We start from the raw sequence: 14,455 nt of genomic DNA on the forward strand, positions 1-14,455 counted from the left end.
GCCGGTCGGTCAGCGCTCCCGCACGAACAGCGACTGCGCCGTGCCGCCCACCGGCCCGCGCTCGTCGTGCAGCACGCTGCTCGCCACGCCCACGCCCGACGGGCCGATCACCGTCCGCGCGTCCAGGGCGAACCACTCGCCGACCGGCTCCCGGTGCAGGTGCACGGTCAGGTCCGTGTTGATCGCGTACCAGGTGCGGATGTCCAGCCGGCTCGACACACCGCTCGCCGAGTCCGCCACCGTGAACAGGCGTTGCGTCGCGCTCGGCTCCTCGCCGGCCACCACCGGCACCTCCGCGCGGCCCCACACCACCGCGTCACCGGGGGAGAACACCCCGCCGCTGACCGAGCGCCACCGCATCGCGGCCAGGTAGCCGCCCCGCCAGTGCTCCGGGATCGCCATGGGCTCGCACGCCGTCGGCGGCGGCAGCGGCTCGCCCGGGCCGGTCGCCACCCCCGCCGTGTCGCCGGCCACGATCCGCCACGCCGTCGCCCGCAGCACCGCCCGGCCCGCGTGCGCCAGCTCCGCCACCAGCAGCTCCACCGAGCGCCCCGGCCGCACCACCGACGCCGTGACGGTCAGCTCCGCCACCGGCACCGGGCCGAGCACGTCGAACGCCACTCGCGACAGCACCGCCCCGGCCCGCGGAGCGCACTGCTCCAGCGCCCGCACCAGCAGCGCCGACGGCGGCCCCAGGTGCTGGCTGTCCTCGCCCCACGGCCCGGAGGTGTGCCCGGTCGCGGCGAACCGGTCGACGTCCAGCCGCTCGTAGAACGCGTCCACCGGCGTCACCCCCCGTCAGTCCGCCCGGTCCAGCGCAGTCTCGACGCCGGCGTCCGGCTCCGGCCACCCCGGGTACGGCGGCGGCGTGCCGTCGAACGCCGGGCACAGCGCCTTGTGGTCGCAGTAGTCGCACAGCCTGCCCGGGTTCGGCCGGAAGTCGCCGGACTTCGCCGCGCGCAGGATCGCCTCCCAGATCGCCTCCAGCGTGCGCTCGAACCGGGTCAGCTCCGCCTCGTCCGGCTGGTAGGCCAGCGCCTGCCGGTCCGCCAGGTACATCAGCCGCAGCTGGCGCGGGACCACACCGCGCAGCCGCCACAGCACCAGCGCGTAGAACTTCATCTGGAACAACGCCTTGGCCTCGCCGACCTCGCGCGGCGCGGCGCCGGTCTTGTAGTCGACCACCCGGATCTCACCGGTCGGCGCGACGTCCACGCGGTCGACGTACCCGCGCAGCAGCACGCCCGAGGGCAGCTCCCACTCCACCAGCAGCTCCCGCGCGTCGGCGTCGAACCGGCGCGGGTCCTCCAGCCCGAAGTAGCCGTCCAGCAGCTCCTCCGCCGACGCGAGCCACCGCTCCTGCTCCGGGTCGCCCTCGGCGAACAGCTCCGCGAACTCCGGCCGCTCCGCCCGCACCCGCTCCCACGCCGGCCCGACGAGCGCCCGCGCCCTCTCCGGCAGCCGCTCGGCGGCGGGCAGCCCGAACAGGTCCTCCAGCACCGCGTGCACCACCGTGCCGCGCACCTGCGCCCTGGTCGGCTTCTCGGGCAGCCGGTCGACGGCCCGGAAGCGGTAGAGCAGCGGGCACTGCTTGAAGTCGCCCGCTCGCGAGGGCGACAGCGCTGGCCTGCGAACAGGGCGCTCGGTGATCGTCGGCACTGCCATGGGAGCAAACCATAGGCCAACCCCCCGACAAGATCGGGTTCGAACCGTCGGGCGGGAAGCGGTCGTCCCGTACCGCCGGAACGCGGTGGCGGCCGTCGCACCCCTCCTCCGGGCCGAACACCGGGGATCGCACCTTCGAGTGAGTACCGTCCGCGCCGACCAGGTCGAACGTGCGCGGCGCCCGTGGCCGGCGAGCCCGAGCCGGTGGCGCTCGCGACCGACCCGGCGCCGGCCGCGCCGCCCGGATCGGCGACGGACCCGGCGTTCTCCTCCGTCCCAACCGGGCCTGATCCAACACAGTCCTGATACACGCGGCACCCTAGGCTCGGGACGTGGCGACGAAGGGGAGTTGGCGACGGCAGGTCGGCCGGGACGGCGGGCTGCCGCTGTTCCGCGCGGCCGGGATACCGGTGCTGCTCGCGCCCTCGTGGTGGCTGGGGTCGGCGGCCATCGTGGTGCTCTACGCGCCGCTGGTCGGCCGCCTCGCGCCCGGTATCGGCGGGCTCACGGGCGTGCTACTCGCGGCCACGTTCGCGGTCTTCCTCGGCCTGTCCGTGCTGGCGCACGAACTCGGCCACAGCCTGGTCGCCCTGCGCCTGGGTCTGCCGGTGCGGCGGCTGCGGCTGTTCCTGCTCGGCGGGGTGTCCGAGGTGATGCGCACGCCGACCCGCCCCGGTCACGAGGGCGCGATCGCCGCCGCGGGCCCGATCGTGTCCATCGTGCTGGCGGGCGTGTTCGCGCTGGGCGCGTCGGCCATCCCGGAACCCGACGCGATCTGGCTGCTGATCGCGCAGACCGCCTTCGCCAACGCCGCCGTCGCGGTGTTCAACCTGCTCCCGGGCCTGCCGCTGGACGGCGGCCGGATCCTGCGCGCGGGCGTGTGGGCCGTCACGGGACGGCGCGCGGCGGGCACGAGGGCCGCCGTGGTCGGCGGTGGCGTGGTGGCCGCGCTGCTCGTCGTCTGGGCCGTCTGGGGCGTGCTCGACGGGGCGGAGGACCGCTGGCTGCGCTTCGGCGTGTGCCTGCTGACCGCCTGGTTCGTGGTGGCCGGCGCGCGCGGGGAGTTCACCGCCGAGCGCCGCAGCTCCTGGCCGGACGGCCTCACGCTGCACGAGCTGGTCCGCCCGGTGCTCCAGCTGCCCGCCGAGAGCCCCGTGTCGGGCGCGCTCACCGCGTCGGCCGGCCGGGGCGTGGTGCTGGTCCGCGCCGACGGCGTGGCCGCCGGCCTGCTCGACCGCGAGATGGCGCGCCGCCTGGCCAGCACCTCGCCGCACGCGCCCGCCGAGCAGGCCGCCGTGCCGATCCGGCCGGAGACCGTGCTGCTGGAGAACGAGAGCGGCGCCGAGGTGGTCGAGCGCGTGCACGGCACCGCGGCCTGGGAGTACCTGGTCGTCGACCTCGAGGGGCGGCCCTCGGGCGTGCTGCGGCGCGAGGACCTCAAAGCCGCGCTGGACCGCCGCTGACCGGCCCGACCCCGCCTACGGCCTTCACTCGATCGGGTGATTCGACCGCTCCTCGGCGAGGTGGAGCACGTCACCTCGCCCGTGGCGTCGTACGAACTGATGACCCGGCCTCGGTCTCCCCGACGACGCGGACCATGATCCCCGCACGGCATCATCGGGGTCGTGGTGGAACCGTTGGTCATCCTCATCGTGGCGTGCGAGATCGGGTTCTGGGTCGTGCTGGGGGCGGGGCTGCTGGCCCGGTACGTGCTGCGGATGCCCCGGCTGGGCGGCGTTCTGCTGGTCTGCACCCCGCTGGTGGACGTCGTGCTGCTCGTCGCCACCGTCTTCGACCTGCGGCGCGGGGGAGAGGCCACCGGCGTGCACGGGCTGGCGGCGATCTACCTGGGCGTCAGCGTGGCGTTCGGGCACACCATGCTGCGGTGGGCCGACCAGCGGTTCGCCCACCGGTTCGCGGGCGGCCCGCCGCCGGTCAAGCCGCCCAGGCACGGCCCGGGGAAGGTCCGCTACGAGTGGCGCGAGTGGGGCAAGTTCGCGCTGGCGTGGGTCATCGCCTGCTCGGTGATGCTGCTGCTCAGGTACGTCGTGGGCACGCCGGAGCGCACCGAGGCGCTGTGGGGCCAGATGCAGGGCATGACGCTGGTCGGCGGGGTCTGGCTGGTCGGCTGGCCCGTCTTCCACACGATCGCCGAGCTGGCGAAGGGCAACCTGCGCGACCGCCGGTAGGCCGCCACGGGCCGGGCGCGGCGCGCGTGCGACCATCGTGCGCCGTTGACACGCGTTACGCAGGAGGTTCGCCGCGGTGAGCACCGCCAGTGGTCCGTTCCAGCCGGGTGACCGGGTGCAGTTGACCGACCCGAAGGGACGGCACTACACGATCGTGCTCGAACCGGGCAAGGAGTACCACACCCACCGCGGCGCGCTGCCGCACGACAAGCTGATCGGGCAGCCCGAGGGGTCCGTGGTCGTCTCGGTCGGCGGCACGTCGTTCCTGGCGCTGCGGCCGCTGCTGTCGGACTACGTCCTGTCGATGCCGCGCGGCGCGCAGGTGATCTACCCCAAGGACGCCGCCCAGATCGTCATGTACGGCGACGTGTTCCCCGGCGCGCGGGTGCTGGAGGCAGGCGCCGGGTCGGGTGCCCTGACCTGCTCGTTGCTGCGCGCGGTCGGCGAGAAGGGCAGCGTGACGTCGTACGAGGTCCGGCAGGACCACGCCGACCACGCCATCCGCAACGTCGAGCAGTTCTTCGGCGAGCGGCCGGGCAACTGGTCGCTGACCGTGGGCGACGTGGCCGACCACGAGGGCGAGGTCGACCGGGTGGTGCTCGACATGCTCGCGCCGTGGGACGTGCTGCCCGCGGTGTCGCGCAGCCTCATCCCGGGCGGCGTGCTCGTGGTGTACGTGGCGACCACCACGCAGCTGTCCCGGGTCACCGAGGCGATCCGGGAGCAGCAGCACTGGACCGAGCCGCACGCGTGGGAGACCCTCGTGCGCCCGTGGCACGTGGTGGGCCTCGCGGTCCGCCCGGAGCACCGCATGATCGGGCACACCGCGTTCCTGCTGACCACCCGCAGGCTCGCCGACGGGGTCACCCCGCCCCGGCCGCAGCGCCGGCCGTCCAAGGGCTGATCAAACGCCCTGACCAGCGAAAACGGCCCGGCACACCGCGTGCCGGGCCGTTCTGTCGGCGGGGGGATCAGCTCTTGGGGCAGGCGACCCAGCCGTCGTCGGTCTTCTTCAGCGGCAGCGTGTCGGTCTGGTCCTTGACGAAGTCCTTCATGCTGTCCGGCACGCCCTCGAACCGGACGGAGATGGTGGCGGCGGCCTCCGAGTCGGTCTTCTCCTCGACCTTGTCGACGGTGAGGTTGACCTTGATGTTCTTCGCCGCCTCCTGGGCCTCCTCGATCTGCTTCTTGAACTCCGGAGGCAGGTCCTCGAGCTCCTTCTCCAGCTCCGCGGCGAACGCGCCGGGGTCGGTGGCCTTCTTGATGTCGTCGATCGTGCCGTGCTTCTCGGCGCAGGTCAGCGTCTTGAGCTTGTCGAAGTCGCGGGCGTTGACCGCGGCGACGTAGCTGTCGGCCGCGTCCTTGGGCGAGCCGTTGCCCCCACCGCCGAGGATCACGACCAGCGTGACGACGACGCCGATCACCACCACGGCGCCGAGGCCGCCGAGGATCCAGGGCAGCGGGCTCTTCTTCGGCGGTGCGCCGTAGGGGTCGCCGAAACCACCCGGTTGGCCGTAACCGGGCTGGTGGAACTGGCCGGGCTGGCCGTACGGCGGCTGACCGGGGACGGGCTGGCCGTAGGGCTGCTGGCCGTAGGGCTGCTGACCCGGGGAAGGCTGGCCGTAGGGGTGGTCACCGGGGGAGGGCTGGCCGTAGGGCTGGTCGCCGGACCCCGGCTGGCCGGGCGGCGGGTAGCCGCCCGGAGGCGGCCCGTAACCGGGCTGCTGCCCACCCTGTGGGAAACCCTGGGGCGGCGGCGGGTACCCGCCGGGCTGCTGGCCGTACCCCGGCTGCTGGCCGAACTGGCCAGGTTGCTGGCCGAACGGACCCGGCTGCTGACCGTGGGGACCCGGCTGCTGCGGCGGGACGGACATCACGTTCTCCTAGAACTTTCCGCTGGTGGCAGAGGACACTGCCCGGACTACGCGCGTGAGGCTCGTTATGGGACGCACGGTAGCGGGTAGGAGGTTCCGGCAGACACCGGTATGGAGCAGTTGATCCGGCCGAGCGGGCGGTTTGTGTCATCACACGACTCCCGGGAACCCGCTGGGTGGCGGCTTTTGTCGGTGATCGCCGGTACCGTTGTCGTACGAACACGGGAGGAGGGTGCCGACATGCAGCACGGTCATCCCGGCAGCCAGCCCGACGAGGGCGGCGAGCTGAACAAGGGCAACAACTCTGGTGAGCTGACAGCGCAGATCAGGTTCCTGGAGGACGAGATCGCGTTGCTGCGCCGCAAGCTGACGGAATCCCCACGACACGTCCGCTTGCTGGAGCAGCGGCTGGCTGAGGCGACGGAGCGCGTCAGCCAGTTGACCGAGCGCAACACGAAGCTCATCGACACCCTTCGAGAGGCGCGGAGCCAGCTGCTCGCGCTGCGCGAGGAAGTGGACCGGCTCGCGCAGCCGCCCAGCGGTTACGGCGTGTTCCTGGCCAGGTTCGACGACGGCACGGTGGACGTGTTCACCTCCGGCCGTCGCATGCGGGTTTCCGTATCGCCGGCGGTCGAGGCGTCGTCGCTGGTCATGGGTCAGTCGGTGCGCCTCAACGAGGCGCTGACGGTGGTCGAGGGCGGCGACTTCGAGCGCATCGGCGAGGTCTGCACGCTGCGCGAGGTGCTGACCTCGGACACGGCCGACGGCTCGATCGGCCGCGCCCTGGTCGTGGGCCACGCCGACGAGGAGCGGGTCGTCTGGCTGGCGCAGCCGCTGATGGACGCGCCGCTGAAGGCGGGTGACTCGCTGCTGGTCGACTCGAAGGCCGGCTTCGCCTACGAGCGCGTGCCCAAGGCCGAGGTCGAGGACCTGGTGCTGGAGGAGGTGCCGGACGTCCGCTACGAGGACATCGGCGGCCTCTACCGGCAGATCGAGCAGATCCGCGACGCGGTGGAGCTGCCGTTCCTGCACGCCGACCTGTTCCGCGAGTACAAGCTGCGCCCGCCCAAGGGCGTGCTGCTGTACGGCCCTCCCGGTTGCGGCAAGACGCTCATCGCGAAGGCGGTGGCGAACTCGCTGGCCAAGCAGGTCCACGCCGCCCGCGGTGAGGACCACCGCGAGGCGAAGAGCTACTTCCTCAACATCAAGGGCCCCGAGCTGCTCAACAAGTTCGTGGGCGAGACCGAGCGGCACATCCGGCTGATCTTCCAGCGGGCGCGCGAGAAGGCGTCCGAGGGCACCCCGGTGATCGTGTTCTTCGACGAGATGGACTCGATCTTCCGCACCCGCGGCAGCGGCGTGTCCTCCGACGTGGAGACCACGATCGTCCCCCAGCTCCTCAGCGAGATCGACGGCGTCGAGGGCCTGGAGAACGTGATCGTGATCGGCGCGTCCAACCGCGAGGACATGATCGACCCGGCGATCCTGCGGCCCGGCCGGCTCGACGTCAAGATCAAGATCGAGCGTCCGGACGCCGAGGGCGCGAAGGACATCTTCAACAAGTACCTGACGCCCGACCTGCCGATCCACGCCGACGACCTGGCCGAGTTCGGCGGCGACCCGGCGGCCTGCATCGACGGCATGGTGCAGCACACGGTCGAGCGGATGTACGAGGAGTCCGAGGAGAACCGCTTCCTCGAGGTCACCTACGCCAACGGTGACAAGGAGGTCCTGTACTTCCGGGACTTCAACTCGGGCGCGATGATCCAGAACATCGTCGACCGCGCCAAGAAGGCGGCCATCAAGAGCCTGCTGGACACCAAGCAGCCGGGTCTGTCGGTGCGCCACCTGCTGGACGCGATCGTGGACGAGTTCGCCGAGAACGAGGACCTGCCCAACACGACCAACCCGGACGACTGGGCCAGGATCTCGGGCAAGAAGGGCGAGCGGATCGTCTACATCCGCACGCTCGTGACCGGCAAGAACCAGGAGTCGGGCCGCGCCATCGACACGGCCACGAACACCGGTCAGTACCTGTAACACCGCCTCACCAACCACCAACCCGCCAGGAAAGCCCCGCCCAGCCACCGCGCCGGGCGGGGCTTTCCGCATCCACCGGCCCCTTTCACCCGCAACTCTTCACCCGCAGCTCTCCACCCGCTGCCCCTTCTCCACAGCCCCTTCCCCACAGCCCCTTCCCCACAGCCCGGCCCCGGACCTTTCTGCCACCGCCCCTTCTCCCGCCACCCACCGCACCTCATTCACCCCGCTCACCGATCACCCTCCGACCACTCCTGCACCCGGCTCACTCCTGCGTGCCCAGACACCCCTCCGCCCCAGCCCGCCGCCCTCACCCGACCTCCACCCTCACCCGATCTCCACCCTCAGCCACCGTCCCCACTCGCCACGCCTCACCACACCCGCCGCCTCTCAGCCAGCCTCCCCGACCGACCTTGCCCCGCTTCCCGCTTGCCCATTCCGCCTGTCTCCCCGCCCGCGTGCCCCCGCCAGCCCTCGCCTACCTGCCTCTGCCTCCTACCTGCTCTGCCGCGGGCTCCCGCCTGCCCACTCCCGCCTGCCACTCCCGCCTGCCCACGCCCAGGTGCTCCGCCTGCCCAGTCCCGCGTGTGCTCGCCCGCCCGCCCCTGACCGCGTACTCCACCTGCCCAGTCCCGCGTGTGCTCGCCCGCCTGCCCCGACCGGCTTGCTCCGCCCGCCCTCGATCGCGTGTCTCACCTGCCGTTGACCGCGTGTCCCACCCGCCCTCCCTTCGGCCCTCCGCCTGCCGCTGCCCCAGCGGCACCTGCCCGCTGCCGCCTCGCACCCACCCTTGGTGTCCCGCCGCCACTCGCCCGCCTTGCAGAGCCCTCAAGCCGGACACTGCCCCGCCCCGCGGCTTGCCTTCCCCTGCCCGCCTGTCTCAGCCACCCCGCGCCTGCCTGCTCTGCCGCCTACTCCCTGACTTCCTCCATGCCTCTTTCCCGCCTCTTCCACCGCACCTGTGATGGCAGCGCTTCCTCTCCCTCGCCTGCGGCCCGCCACCCACCCTCGACTTACTCCGCCCTACCCCCGCTCACTGTCGGCACGAAGTCCTCCCCATTAGCCCTGTCGGGTCGAGCCTTACCCGCGTACCCCGTGCCGCCTGCTCGTTGCGCCTCGACCCCGCCCCACGCCGGTCCGACACCCGTCTGCGAGACCCGCCACCGGCTCATGCCCGTGCTGTGACCAGGCCCGATTCGTAGGCGGCGATCACCAGTTGGGCCCGGTCCCGGGCGTGGAGCTTGTGCAGCAGGCGGCCGATGTGGGTCTTCACCGTGCCGGTGGACAGGTGCAGCGCCCGCATGATCTCGACGTTCGAGAAGCCACGGGCGATGAGGACCAGCACCTCCTGCTCACGCTCCGTGATCGTGCCGACCCGGATCGGCCGGAGGGCAGGCGTGCGGGCGAACTCCGACACCAGCCTTCGAGTCACGGAGGGTGACAGTAGAGCGTCCCCGGCGGCCACTACGCGGATCGCGGCCAGCAGTTCGGCCGGGGGCGTGTCCTTCAGCAGGAACCCGCTCGCACCTGCCCGCAACGCCGAGCAGACGTACTCGTCCAGGTTGAACGTCGTCAGGATCAGCACCTTGGCCGCGCTGAACCCACCGATCTCCCGGGTGGCCGCGATGCCGTCCACGCCCGGCATCCGCACGTCCATCAGCACGACATCCGGCGACGTCGACCGCACCACCGCCACCGCCTCCGCCCCGTCACCCGCCTCGCCCACCACCCGCAGGTCGGGGGCGGAGTCCACCAGCACCCGGAAGCTGCCCCGCAGCAGCGCCTGGTCGTCCACGATCACCACGTCGATCACGACAGCGGCACCTCCGCCCGCACCGCGAACCCACCGCCGGCCCGCGGCCCGGCCGAGAACGTGCCGCCGTAGACGGCCACCCGTTCCCTCATCCCGATCAACCCGTGCCCCCCTCCGCCGCCGGCCAGCACCCGTTCACCCGGACCGTCGTCGACCACCCGGACCTCGACCGCGGCGTCCCCGACCACGATCGACACCTCGCAGGTGGCCGGCGCGGCGTGCTTGACCACGTTCGTCACCGACTCCTGCACGATCCGGTACACCGTCAGCCCCAACCGGTCGGGCAGCTCGCCGGACACCGAGACCGACACGTCGACCCCGGCCAGCGACGCACGCGACACCAGCCCGGGAAGGTCGGCCATGCCCGGCATGGGCGCCAGCTCGACCTCCGCGTCCTCCGACCGCAGCACGCCCAGCAGCCGCCGCATCTCGACCAGCGTGCCGCGCGAGGTCTTCTCGATCACCTCCAGCGCCTCCTGCGCCTGCTCCGGCCGGACCGACGCCACGTGGGCCGCGACGCCGGCCTTGACCGTGATCAGGCTCAGGCTGTGCGCGACCACGTCGTGCAGCTCGCGGGCGATCCGCATCCGCTCCTCGACCACCGCCCTGGCCGACGCCTCGACGGCCTGGCGCGCCTCGTAGGACCGGCGGATGCCGGTGGTGCGCCCCAACGCCCACGCGCCGCTCACCACGAGCGTGAGGAACACGCACAAGCCCAGCGACTCCGGCCACGGCTCGCTGAGCAGCACGGCCACCCACGCCGCGCCGAGCGCGACCACCAGCGCGCCGCGGGCCACCCGTCGATCGCACACCGACGCCACCATGTACATGGCGAACGCCGTCGCGCTGTAGGGCTCCAGCGTGATGTGGGCGACCGTGGCGACGGTCTGCGCCGCCAGCACGACCCCGAGCGTGAGCACGGGCCGGCTGCGGCGCAGCGCCAGGGGAGCCCCGACCAGCACGGCCACCGGGTAGCCCAGCCACGCCGGCGCGCCGCTCATCCGGGCGAAGTCCAGGTACACCATGACCAGGACCACGGCCACCGCCGTGTCCAGCGCGTACAGGTAAGCGGTCGGGAGCATCCGCAGGACTCGCGAGGTCATGATCGGCACGGTAATCGGCGGGGGTGGCGGTGACATCGGACCACGGTCCGACCCGGAAAACGGGGACCCTGGTCCGATCCGCCGAACCGCCGAGCCCGGCAAGCTCATCGCCATGATCGAAGTGCGGAACCTGACCAAGCGCTACCGCGCCACGAGGGCCGTCGACGGCCTGTCCTTCGAGGTGAAGCCCGGGTACGTCGCGGGCTTCCTCGGGCCCAACGGCGCGGGCAAGTCCACCACCATGCGGGCCATCCTCGGACTGGACCGCCCCACCAGCGGCGAAGCGCTCGTGGAGGGCCGCCCCTACGCCACCATCCGCCGCCCCATGCACCACGTCGGCGCGCTGCTCGACGCGGGCGCGGTGCACGGTGGTCGGTCGGCCTACGACCACCTCCGCGTGCTGGCGCGCAGCAACGGCATCAAGGACAGCCGCGTGGTCGCCACCCTGGAGCGGGTCGGGCTGGCCGGCGTGGCGAAGAGACGCGTGGGCTCGCTGTCGCTGGGCATGAAGCAGCGGCTGGGCGTGGCGGCGGCCCTGCTCGGCGATCCGGGCGTGCTGCTGTTCGACGAGCCGGTGAACGGCCTGGACCCGGAGGGCATCCGCTGGATCCGCCACCTCATGCGCGGCTTAGCCCAGGAGGGCCGCACGGTGCTCGTGTCCAGCCACCTGATGAGCGAGATGGCCCTGACCGCCGACCGGGTCATCGTGATCGGCCGAGGCCGGTTGATCTTGGAAGCGTCGATGCAAGACCTCCAGGACAAGTTCAGGAGGGACGTCCTGGTTCGAACCCCCACGCCGGACTCCCTGGTGCCGCTCCTGACCGCCGCGGGAGCCACCACCGACCTCGAAGGAGGTGCCGTGCTGGTCCAGGGCGTCGAGGCCGCCGAGATCGCCACCCTGGCCGCCCGCAACCACATCGCCATCCACGAGCTGACCCCGCGCAGCGCGTCGTTGGAGGACGCCTACCTGCAACTGACCGAAGACAGTCTCGAATACCGGACCACGCCGACCTCGCCCTGACCAGAGACCCGATAACCGCCCGCGCACTCCGGGCGGCGACCACCTCGACCGGACCGGAGCCTCCGTCACCGCCTTCCCATCGCGCCCGAGCAACCGCGCCGGAGCCGCGCGTCGGTGTGGTGAGCCCGGCTTGGCGTGTCGACCCACCGGTGGGTCGAAGGCTGCGGTCGCCGACCGCGCCCGGACCTGTGACCGACCCACGCCGAGCTCCCGTCGATACCCGCTGCACGCTTGGGCAGGGCGCGTGCCGGTAGCTCAGGGGCAGTGCCCAGAGGGCACCTGCCGGGGTCCACCTGTCGGGCCGAGGGAGCCGACTACCGGGTGCGGCACGTGGCGCACCTACCCGAAAACCACCGGGGGCCGCGATCCCCCGTCGAGGAAACGAAGGAGACCGTTCGATGACCGACGTGCTGAGCTCGGAGTGGTTGAAGCTCCGCTCCGTCCGCTCGACCACCTACGTCCTGCTCGCCATCGTCCTGTCGTTGCTGGTCGGCACGCTCGTGTCCTACCTCATGACCGCGGACTGGGACACGTCGCCGCCGGACCTTCAGCGGAAGTTCGGGGCGGCCGACCCCGGCGTGATGGTCGTCCCGTTCACCCAGTTCTGCCTCGGAGTGCTCGGCGCCCTGGCGGTGACCTCGGAGTACGGCTCCGGCATGATCCGCACCGCCCTGGTGTCCGTGCCGCGACGCAAGACCTACCTGCTGGCCAAGACGGCCGTCGTGGCCGGCGCGTCGCTGGTCGTCGCCCTGGTCTCGGTGTTCCTCGCCTACCAGGCCGGCGAACTGATCACCGGAGACCGGCCCGAGCCGATCTCGGCCTACTCCTCGTTCGCCGAAGCACTGCCCACGCTCCTGGCCAACACCGCTTCGATGGTCCTGCTCGCGCTCCTCGGTCTGGGCCTGGGCTTCCTGCTCCGCTCCACGGCGGGCACCCTGGTCGGCCTGTGCGCCCTGCTGTTCGTCCTGCCCTCGCTCACGCTGATCCTGCCGGACCCCTGGAACGAGCGGGTGTACTCGGTGATGGTGCCGTCGCTCGCACCTCAGCTCGCCGGCGAGGTGCCCGGCGCGCCCCTCTCGCCGGTCCAAGCCGGTTTGGTGATGGTCGCCTACGTCGGGCTGGCCTTAGGTGCGGGAACGGTCGCGCTGCTCCGGCGTGACGCCTGACCGAGGGGTCGGCGGGCCGCTGTCCGGCGGGGTGCCGGTGCGGGCGGCTACGGTGTCGGACGTGCCCGAATTCGCCCTCGGCCTGGCCGCGCTCGGTCGACCCGCCTACATCAACCTCGGGCGCGAGGACGCGTTGCCCGAACACCGCGACGTGGACGCCATGCGCGCCCAGTGCCACGCCGTGCTGGACGCCGCCTACGCGGCGGGCGTGCGGCGGGTCGACGCGGCCCGGTCCTACGGACGGGCCGAGGAGTTCCTGGCCCAGTGGCTCGCCGCACGCGGTCACCAGGACGTCCTCGTCTCCAGCAAGTGGGGTTACGCCTACGTCGGCGAGTGGCGGCGGGACGCGGACACGCACGAGATCAAGGAGCACACCGTCGAGCGGTTCACCCGGCAGTGGCGGGAGACCGAGGAGCTGCTCGGCGCGCACGTCGGCCTCTACAACGTGCACTCGCTGACCTCCGACAGCCCGTTGTTCGGCGACCCGGACCTGCTGCTCGCGCTGGGCGGGTTGCGGGACTCCGGGGTCCGCGTCGGGTTCTCCACCTCCGGCCCCCACCAGGCCGAGACGGTGCGGCGGGCGTTGGAGCTGGCCGTCGAGGGGCGGCGGCTGTTCGACAGCGTCCAGTCCACCTGGAACGTGCTGGAGCCGTCGGTCGCGCCGGCGCTGGCGTACGCCCGGGAGTCCGGTGCCGAGGTGTTCGTGAAGGAGGGCCTGGCCAACGGCAGGCTGGCCGTCGACCCGCCGCCGCGGGTGCGGGAACTCGCCGAGAAGCACGGGGTCGGCGCGGACGCCATCGCGTTGGCGGCGGTGCGCGCCCAGCCGTGGGCCGACGTCGTCCTCAGCGGGGCGGCCAGTCCGGAGCAGTTGCGCGCCAACCTGGAGGCGCGCGACGTCGACCTGGACCCGGACGAGCTGGCCGACTGCGCCGAGCCCGCCGAGCGGTACTGGGCGACGAGGGCGTCACTGGCCTGGGACTGAACCGGGGGCCGAGGCGGGCGTCACCCGGCGCAGCCACTCGCGGAACAGCAGCCGACCGTCCGGCACGACGGGCCATTCCGGGTCATCCACCAGCGCCCGGACCTGCGCCAGCTCCATCCAGCCGCCCCATGCCACCTCCTCCGGCTGGTGGGTGAACGGCCCGTCGCTGCGCACGTCGTAGACGTGGGCGACGTAGCGGATCGTCCCGTCCACGAACGGCGTGCGGAACCGGAACGACGGCGTCGCCGAGACACCCAGTTCCTCGGCCAACTCCCGCACGGCGCACTCGTCCGGCGTCTCGCCCGCCGCGACGACACCGCCGCACGTCGGGTCGTACAGCCCGGGGTAGACGTCCTTGGTGTCGGTGCGCCGGTGGACGTACACCCGCGTCCCGTCCGGCGACCGCACCACGATGGCGGCACACGCGTGCCACAGCCCCTCGGCGCGCATCCGGGCGCGGGTCGCCGTGCCGACGGGCGTGCCGTCCGGGTCCACCACCAGTACGTGCTCCACGGGGAGATCCTCCCCAGGTAGTACCGGACCGTGCTACCTCGGGCCGACGCCTGCCGACCCGGCCGCTTCCTACCGTCGTGCCGTTCGCG

The 14,455-nt window shown here is 72.4% G+C and carries 13 protein-coding genes; 7 read left to right on the forward strand and 6 right to left on the reverse strand.

What is annotated here, in order from left to right; all coding sequences use genetic code 11:
• Positions 1–9 precede the first annotated feature (9 nt).
• Together ACIGNX_RS14285 and ACIGNX_RS14290 are read right to left on the reverse strand one after the other, a co-directional pair.
• Positions 10–783 carry a thioesterase family protein gene (locus ACIGNX_RS14285; RefSeq protein WP_396539911.1) on the reverse strand — a complete coding sequence of 258 codons (774 nt, stop codon included), beginning with the start codon at positions 781–783 and terminating at the stop codon, positions 10–12.
• Between the two features lie 15 nt (positions 784–798).
• Positions 799–1,665, reverse strand: a complete 867-nt coding sequence (locus ACIGNX_RS14290) for a RecB family exonuclease (protein WP_396539913.1) — start codon at positions 1,663–1,665, stop codon at positions 799–801.
• A gap of 332 nt (positions 1,666–1,997) precedes the next feature.
• On the opposite strand from ACIGNX_RS14290, the gene ACIGNX_RS14295 reads away from it, so the two are divergent.
• The 3 genes from ACIGNX_RS14295 to ACIGNX_RS14305 all read left to right on the forward strand — a co-directional run bounded on the left by ACIGNX_RS14295 (position 1,998) and on the right by ACIGNX_RS14305 (position 4,758).
• Positions 1,998–3,128 (forward strand): site-2 protease family protein, encoded by a 1,131-nt coding sequence (locus ACIGNX_RS14295; protein ID WP_396539915.1) that lies wholly within the window; start codon positions 1,998–2,000, stop codon positions 3,126–3,128.
• A gap of 162 nt (positions 3,129–3,290) precedes the next feature.
• Positions 3,291–3,854, forward strand: a complete 564-nt coding sequence (locus tag ACIGNX_RS14300; protein ID WP_396539917.1) for a hypothetical protein — start codon at positions 3,291–3,293, stop codon at positions 3,852–3,854.
• A 76-nt stretch (positions 3,855–3,930) separates the two neighbouring features.
• On the forward strand, positions 3,931–4,758 hold the full coding sequence (locus ACIGNX_RS14305) for a tRNA (adenine-N1)-methyltransferase (RefSeq protein WP_396539919.1): 828 nt from the start codon (positions 3,931–3,933) through the stop codon (positions 4,756–4,758).
• Positions 4,759–4,825: 67 nt separating this feature from the next.
• Here the strand turns inward: ACIGNX_RS14305 and ACIGNX_RS14310 are convergent, their stop codons facing one another.
• Positions 4,826–5,728 carry a hypothetical protein gene (locus ACIGNX_RS14310; RefSeq protein ID WP_396539921.1) on the reverse strand — a complete coding sequence of 301 codons (903 nt, stop codon included), beginning with the start codon at positions 5,726–5,728 and terminating at the stop codon, positions 4,826–4,828.
• A 240-nt stretch (positions 5,729–5,968) separates the two neighbouring features.
• Here ACIGNX_RS14310 and arc point away from each other — a divergent pair, with 240 nt between their 5' ends.
• Positions 5,969–7,768: a proteasome ATPase gene (gene arc / locus ACIGNX_RS14315; RefSeq protein ID WP_396539923.1), complete on the forward strand. Its 1,800-nt coding sequence runs from the start codon at positions 5,969–5,971 to the stop codon at positions 7,766–7,768.
• Between the two features lie 1,168 nt (positions 7,769–8,936).
• On the opposite strand, the gene ACIGNX_RS14320 is transcribed toward arc, so the two are convergent.
• Positions 8,937–9,581: a response regulator gene (locus tag ACIGNX_RS14320; RefSeq protein WP_396539925.1), complete on the reverse strand. Its 645-nt coding sequence runs from the start codon at positions 9,579–9,581 to the stop codon at positions 8,937–8,939.
• A complete protein-coding gene (locus ACIGNX_RS14325; RefSeq protein WP_396539927.1) occupies positions 9,578–10,684 on the reverse strand; it encodes a histidine kinase in 1,107 nt (368 codons plus the stop codon). The genes ACIGNX_RS14320 and ACIGNX_RS14325 overlap by 4 nt, the downstream gene beginning before the upstream one ends.
• A gap of 112 nt (positions 10,685–10,796) precedes the next feature.
• Here ACIGNX_RS14325 and ACIGNX_RS14330 point away from each other — a divergent pair, with 112 nt between their 5' ends.
• The 3 genes from ACIGNX_RS14330 to ACIGNX_RS14340 all read left to right on the forward strand — a co-directional run bounded on the left by ACIGNX_RS14330 (position 10,797) and on the right by ACIGNX_RS14340 (position 13,853).
• Positions 10,797–11,705, forward strand: coding sequence for an ABC transporter ATP-binding protein (locus tag ACIGNX_RS14330; RefSeq protein ID WP_396539929.1), 909 nt, complete (start codon positions 10,797–10,799; stop codon positions 11,703–11,705).
• 398 nt (positions 11,706–12,103) lie between these two features.
• Complete coding sequence (locus tag ACIGNX_RS14335) at positions 12,104–12,871, forward strand: ABC transporter permease (RefSeq protein WP_396539931.1); 768 nt, start codon at positions 12,104–12,106, stop codon at positions 12,869–12,871.
• Positions 12,872–12,932: 61 nt separating this feature from the next.
• Positions 12,933–13,853 carry an aldo/keto reductase gene (locus ACIGNX_RS14340; RefSeq protein WP_396539932.1) on the forward strand — a complete coding sequence of 307 codons (921 nt, stop codon included), beginning with the start codon at positions 12,933–12,935 and terminating at the stop codon, positions 13,851–13,853.
• Here ACIGNX_RS14340 and ACIGNX_RS14345 read toward each other — a convergent pair.
• On the reverse strand, positions 13,836–14,366 hold the full coding sequence (locus tag ACIGNX_RS14345; RefSeq protein WP_396539934.1) for an NUDIX hydrolase: 531 nt from the start codon (positions 14,364–14,366) through the stop codon (positions 13,836–13,838). The genes ACIGNX_RS14340 and ACIGNX_RS14345 overlap by 18 nt on opposite strands.
• Positions 14,367–14,455: the final 89 nt, after the last annotated feature.

Origin of the sequence: Actinosynnema sp. NPDC053489 (assembly GCF_044544865.1) — a bacterium.
Taxonomy (GTDB): Bacteria; Actinomycetota; Actinomycetes; order Mycobacteriales; family Pseudonocardiaceae; genus Actinosynnema.

Excerpts from the sequence above, each read along its gene's own strand:
- ACIGNX_RS14290 (WP_396539913.1), bottom strand. The coding sequence starts at position 1,665 with ATGGCAGTGCCGACGATCACCGAGCGCCCTGTTCGCAGGCCAGCGCTG.
- ACIGNX_RS14310 (WP_396539921.1), bottom strand. The coding sequence starts at position 5,728 with ATGTCCGTCCCGCCGCAGCAGCCGGGTCCCCACGGTCAGCAGCCGGGT.
- arc (WP_396539923.1), top strand. The coding sequence starts at position 5,969 with ATGCAGCACGGTCATCCCGGCAGCCAGCCCGACGAGGGCGGCGAGCTG.
- ACIGNX_RS14325 (WP_396539927.1), bottom strand. The coding sequence starts at position 10,684 with ATGACCTCGCGAGTCCTGCGGATGCTCCCGACCGCTTACCTGTACGCG.
- ACIGNX_RS14330 (WP_396539929.1), top strand. The coding sequence starts at position 10,797 with ATGATCGAAGTGCGGAACCTGACCAAGCGCTACCGCGCCACGAGGGCC.
- ACIGNX_RS14335 (WP_396539931.1), top strand. The coding sequence starts at position 12,104 with ATGACCGACGTGCTGAGCTCGGAGTGGTTGAAGCTCCGCTCCGTCCGC.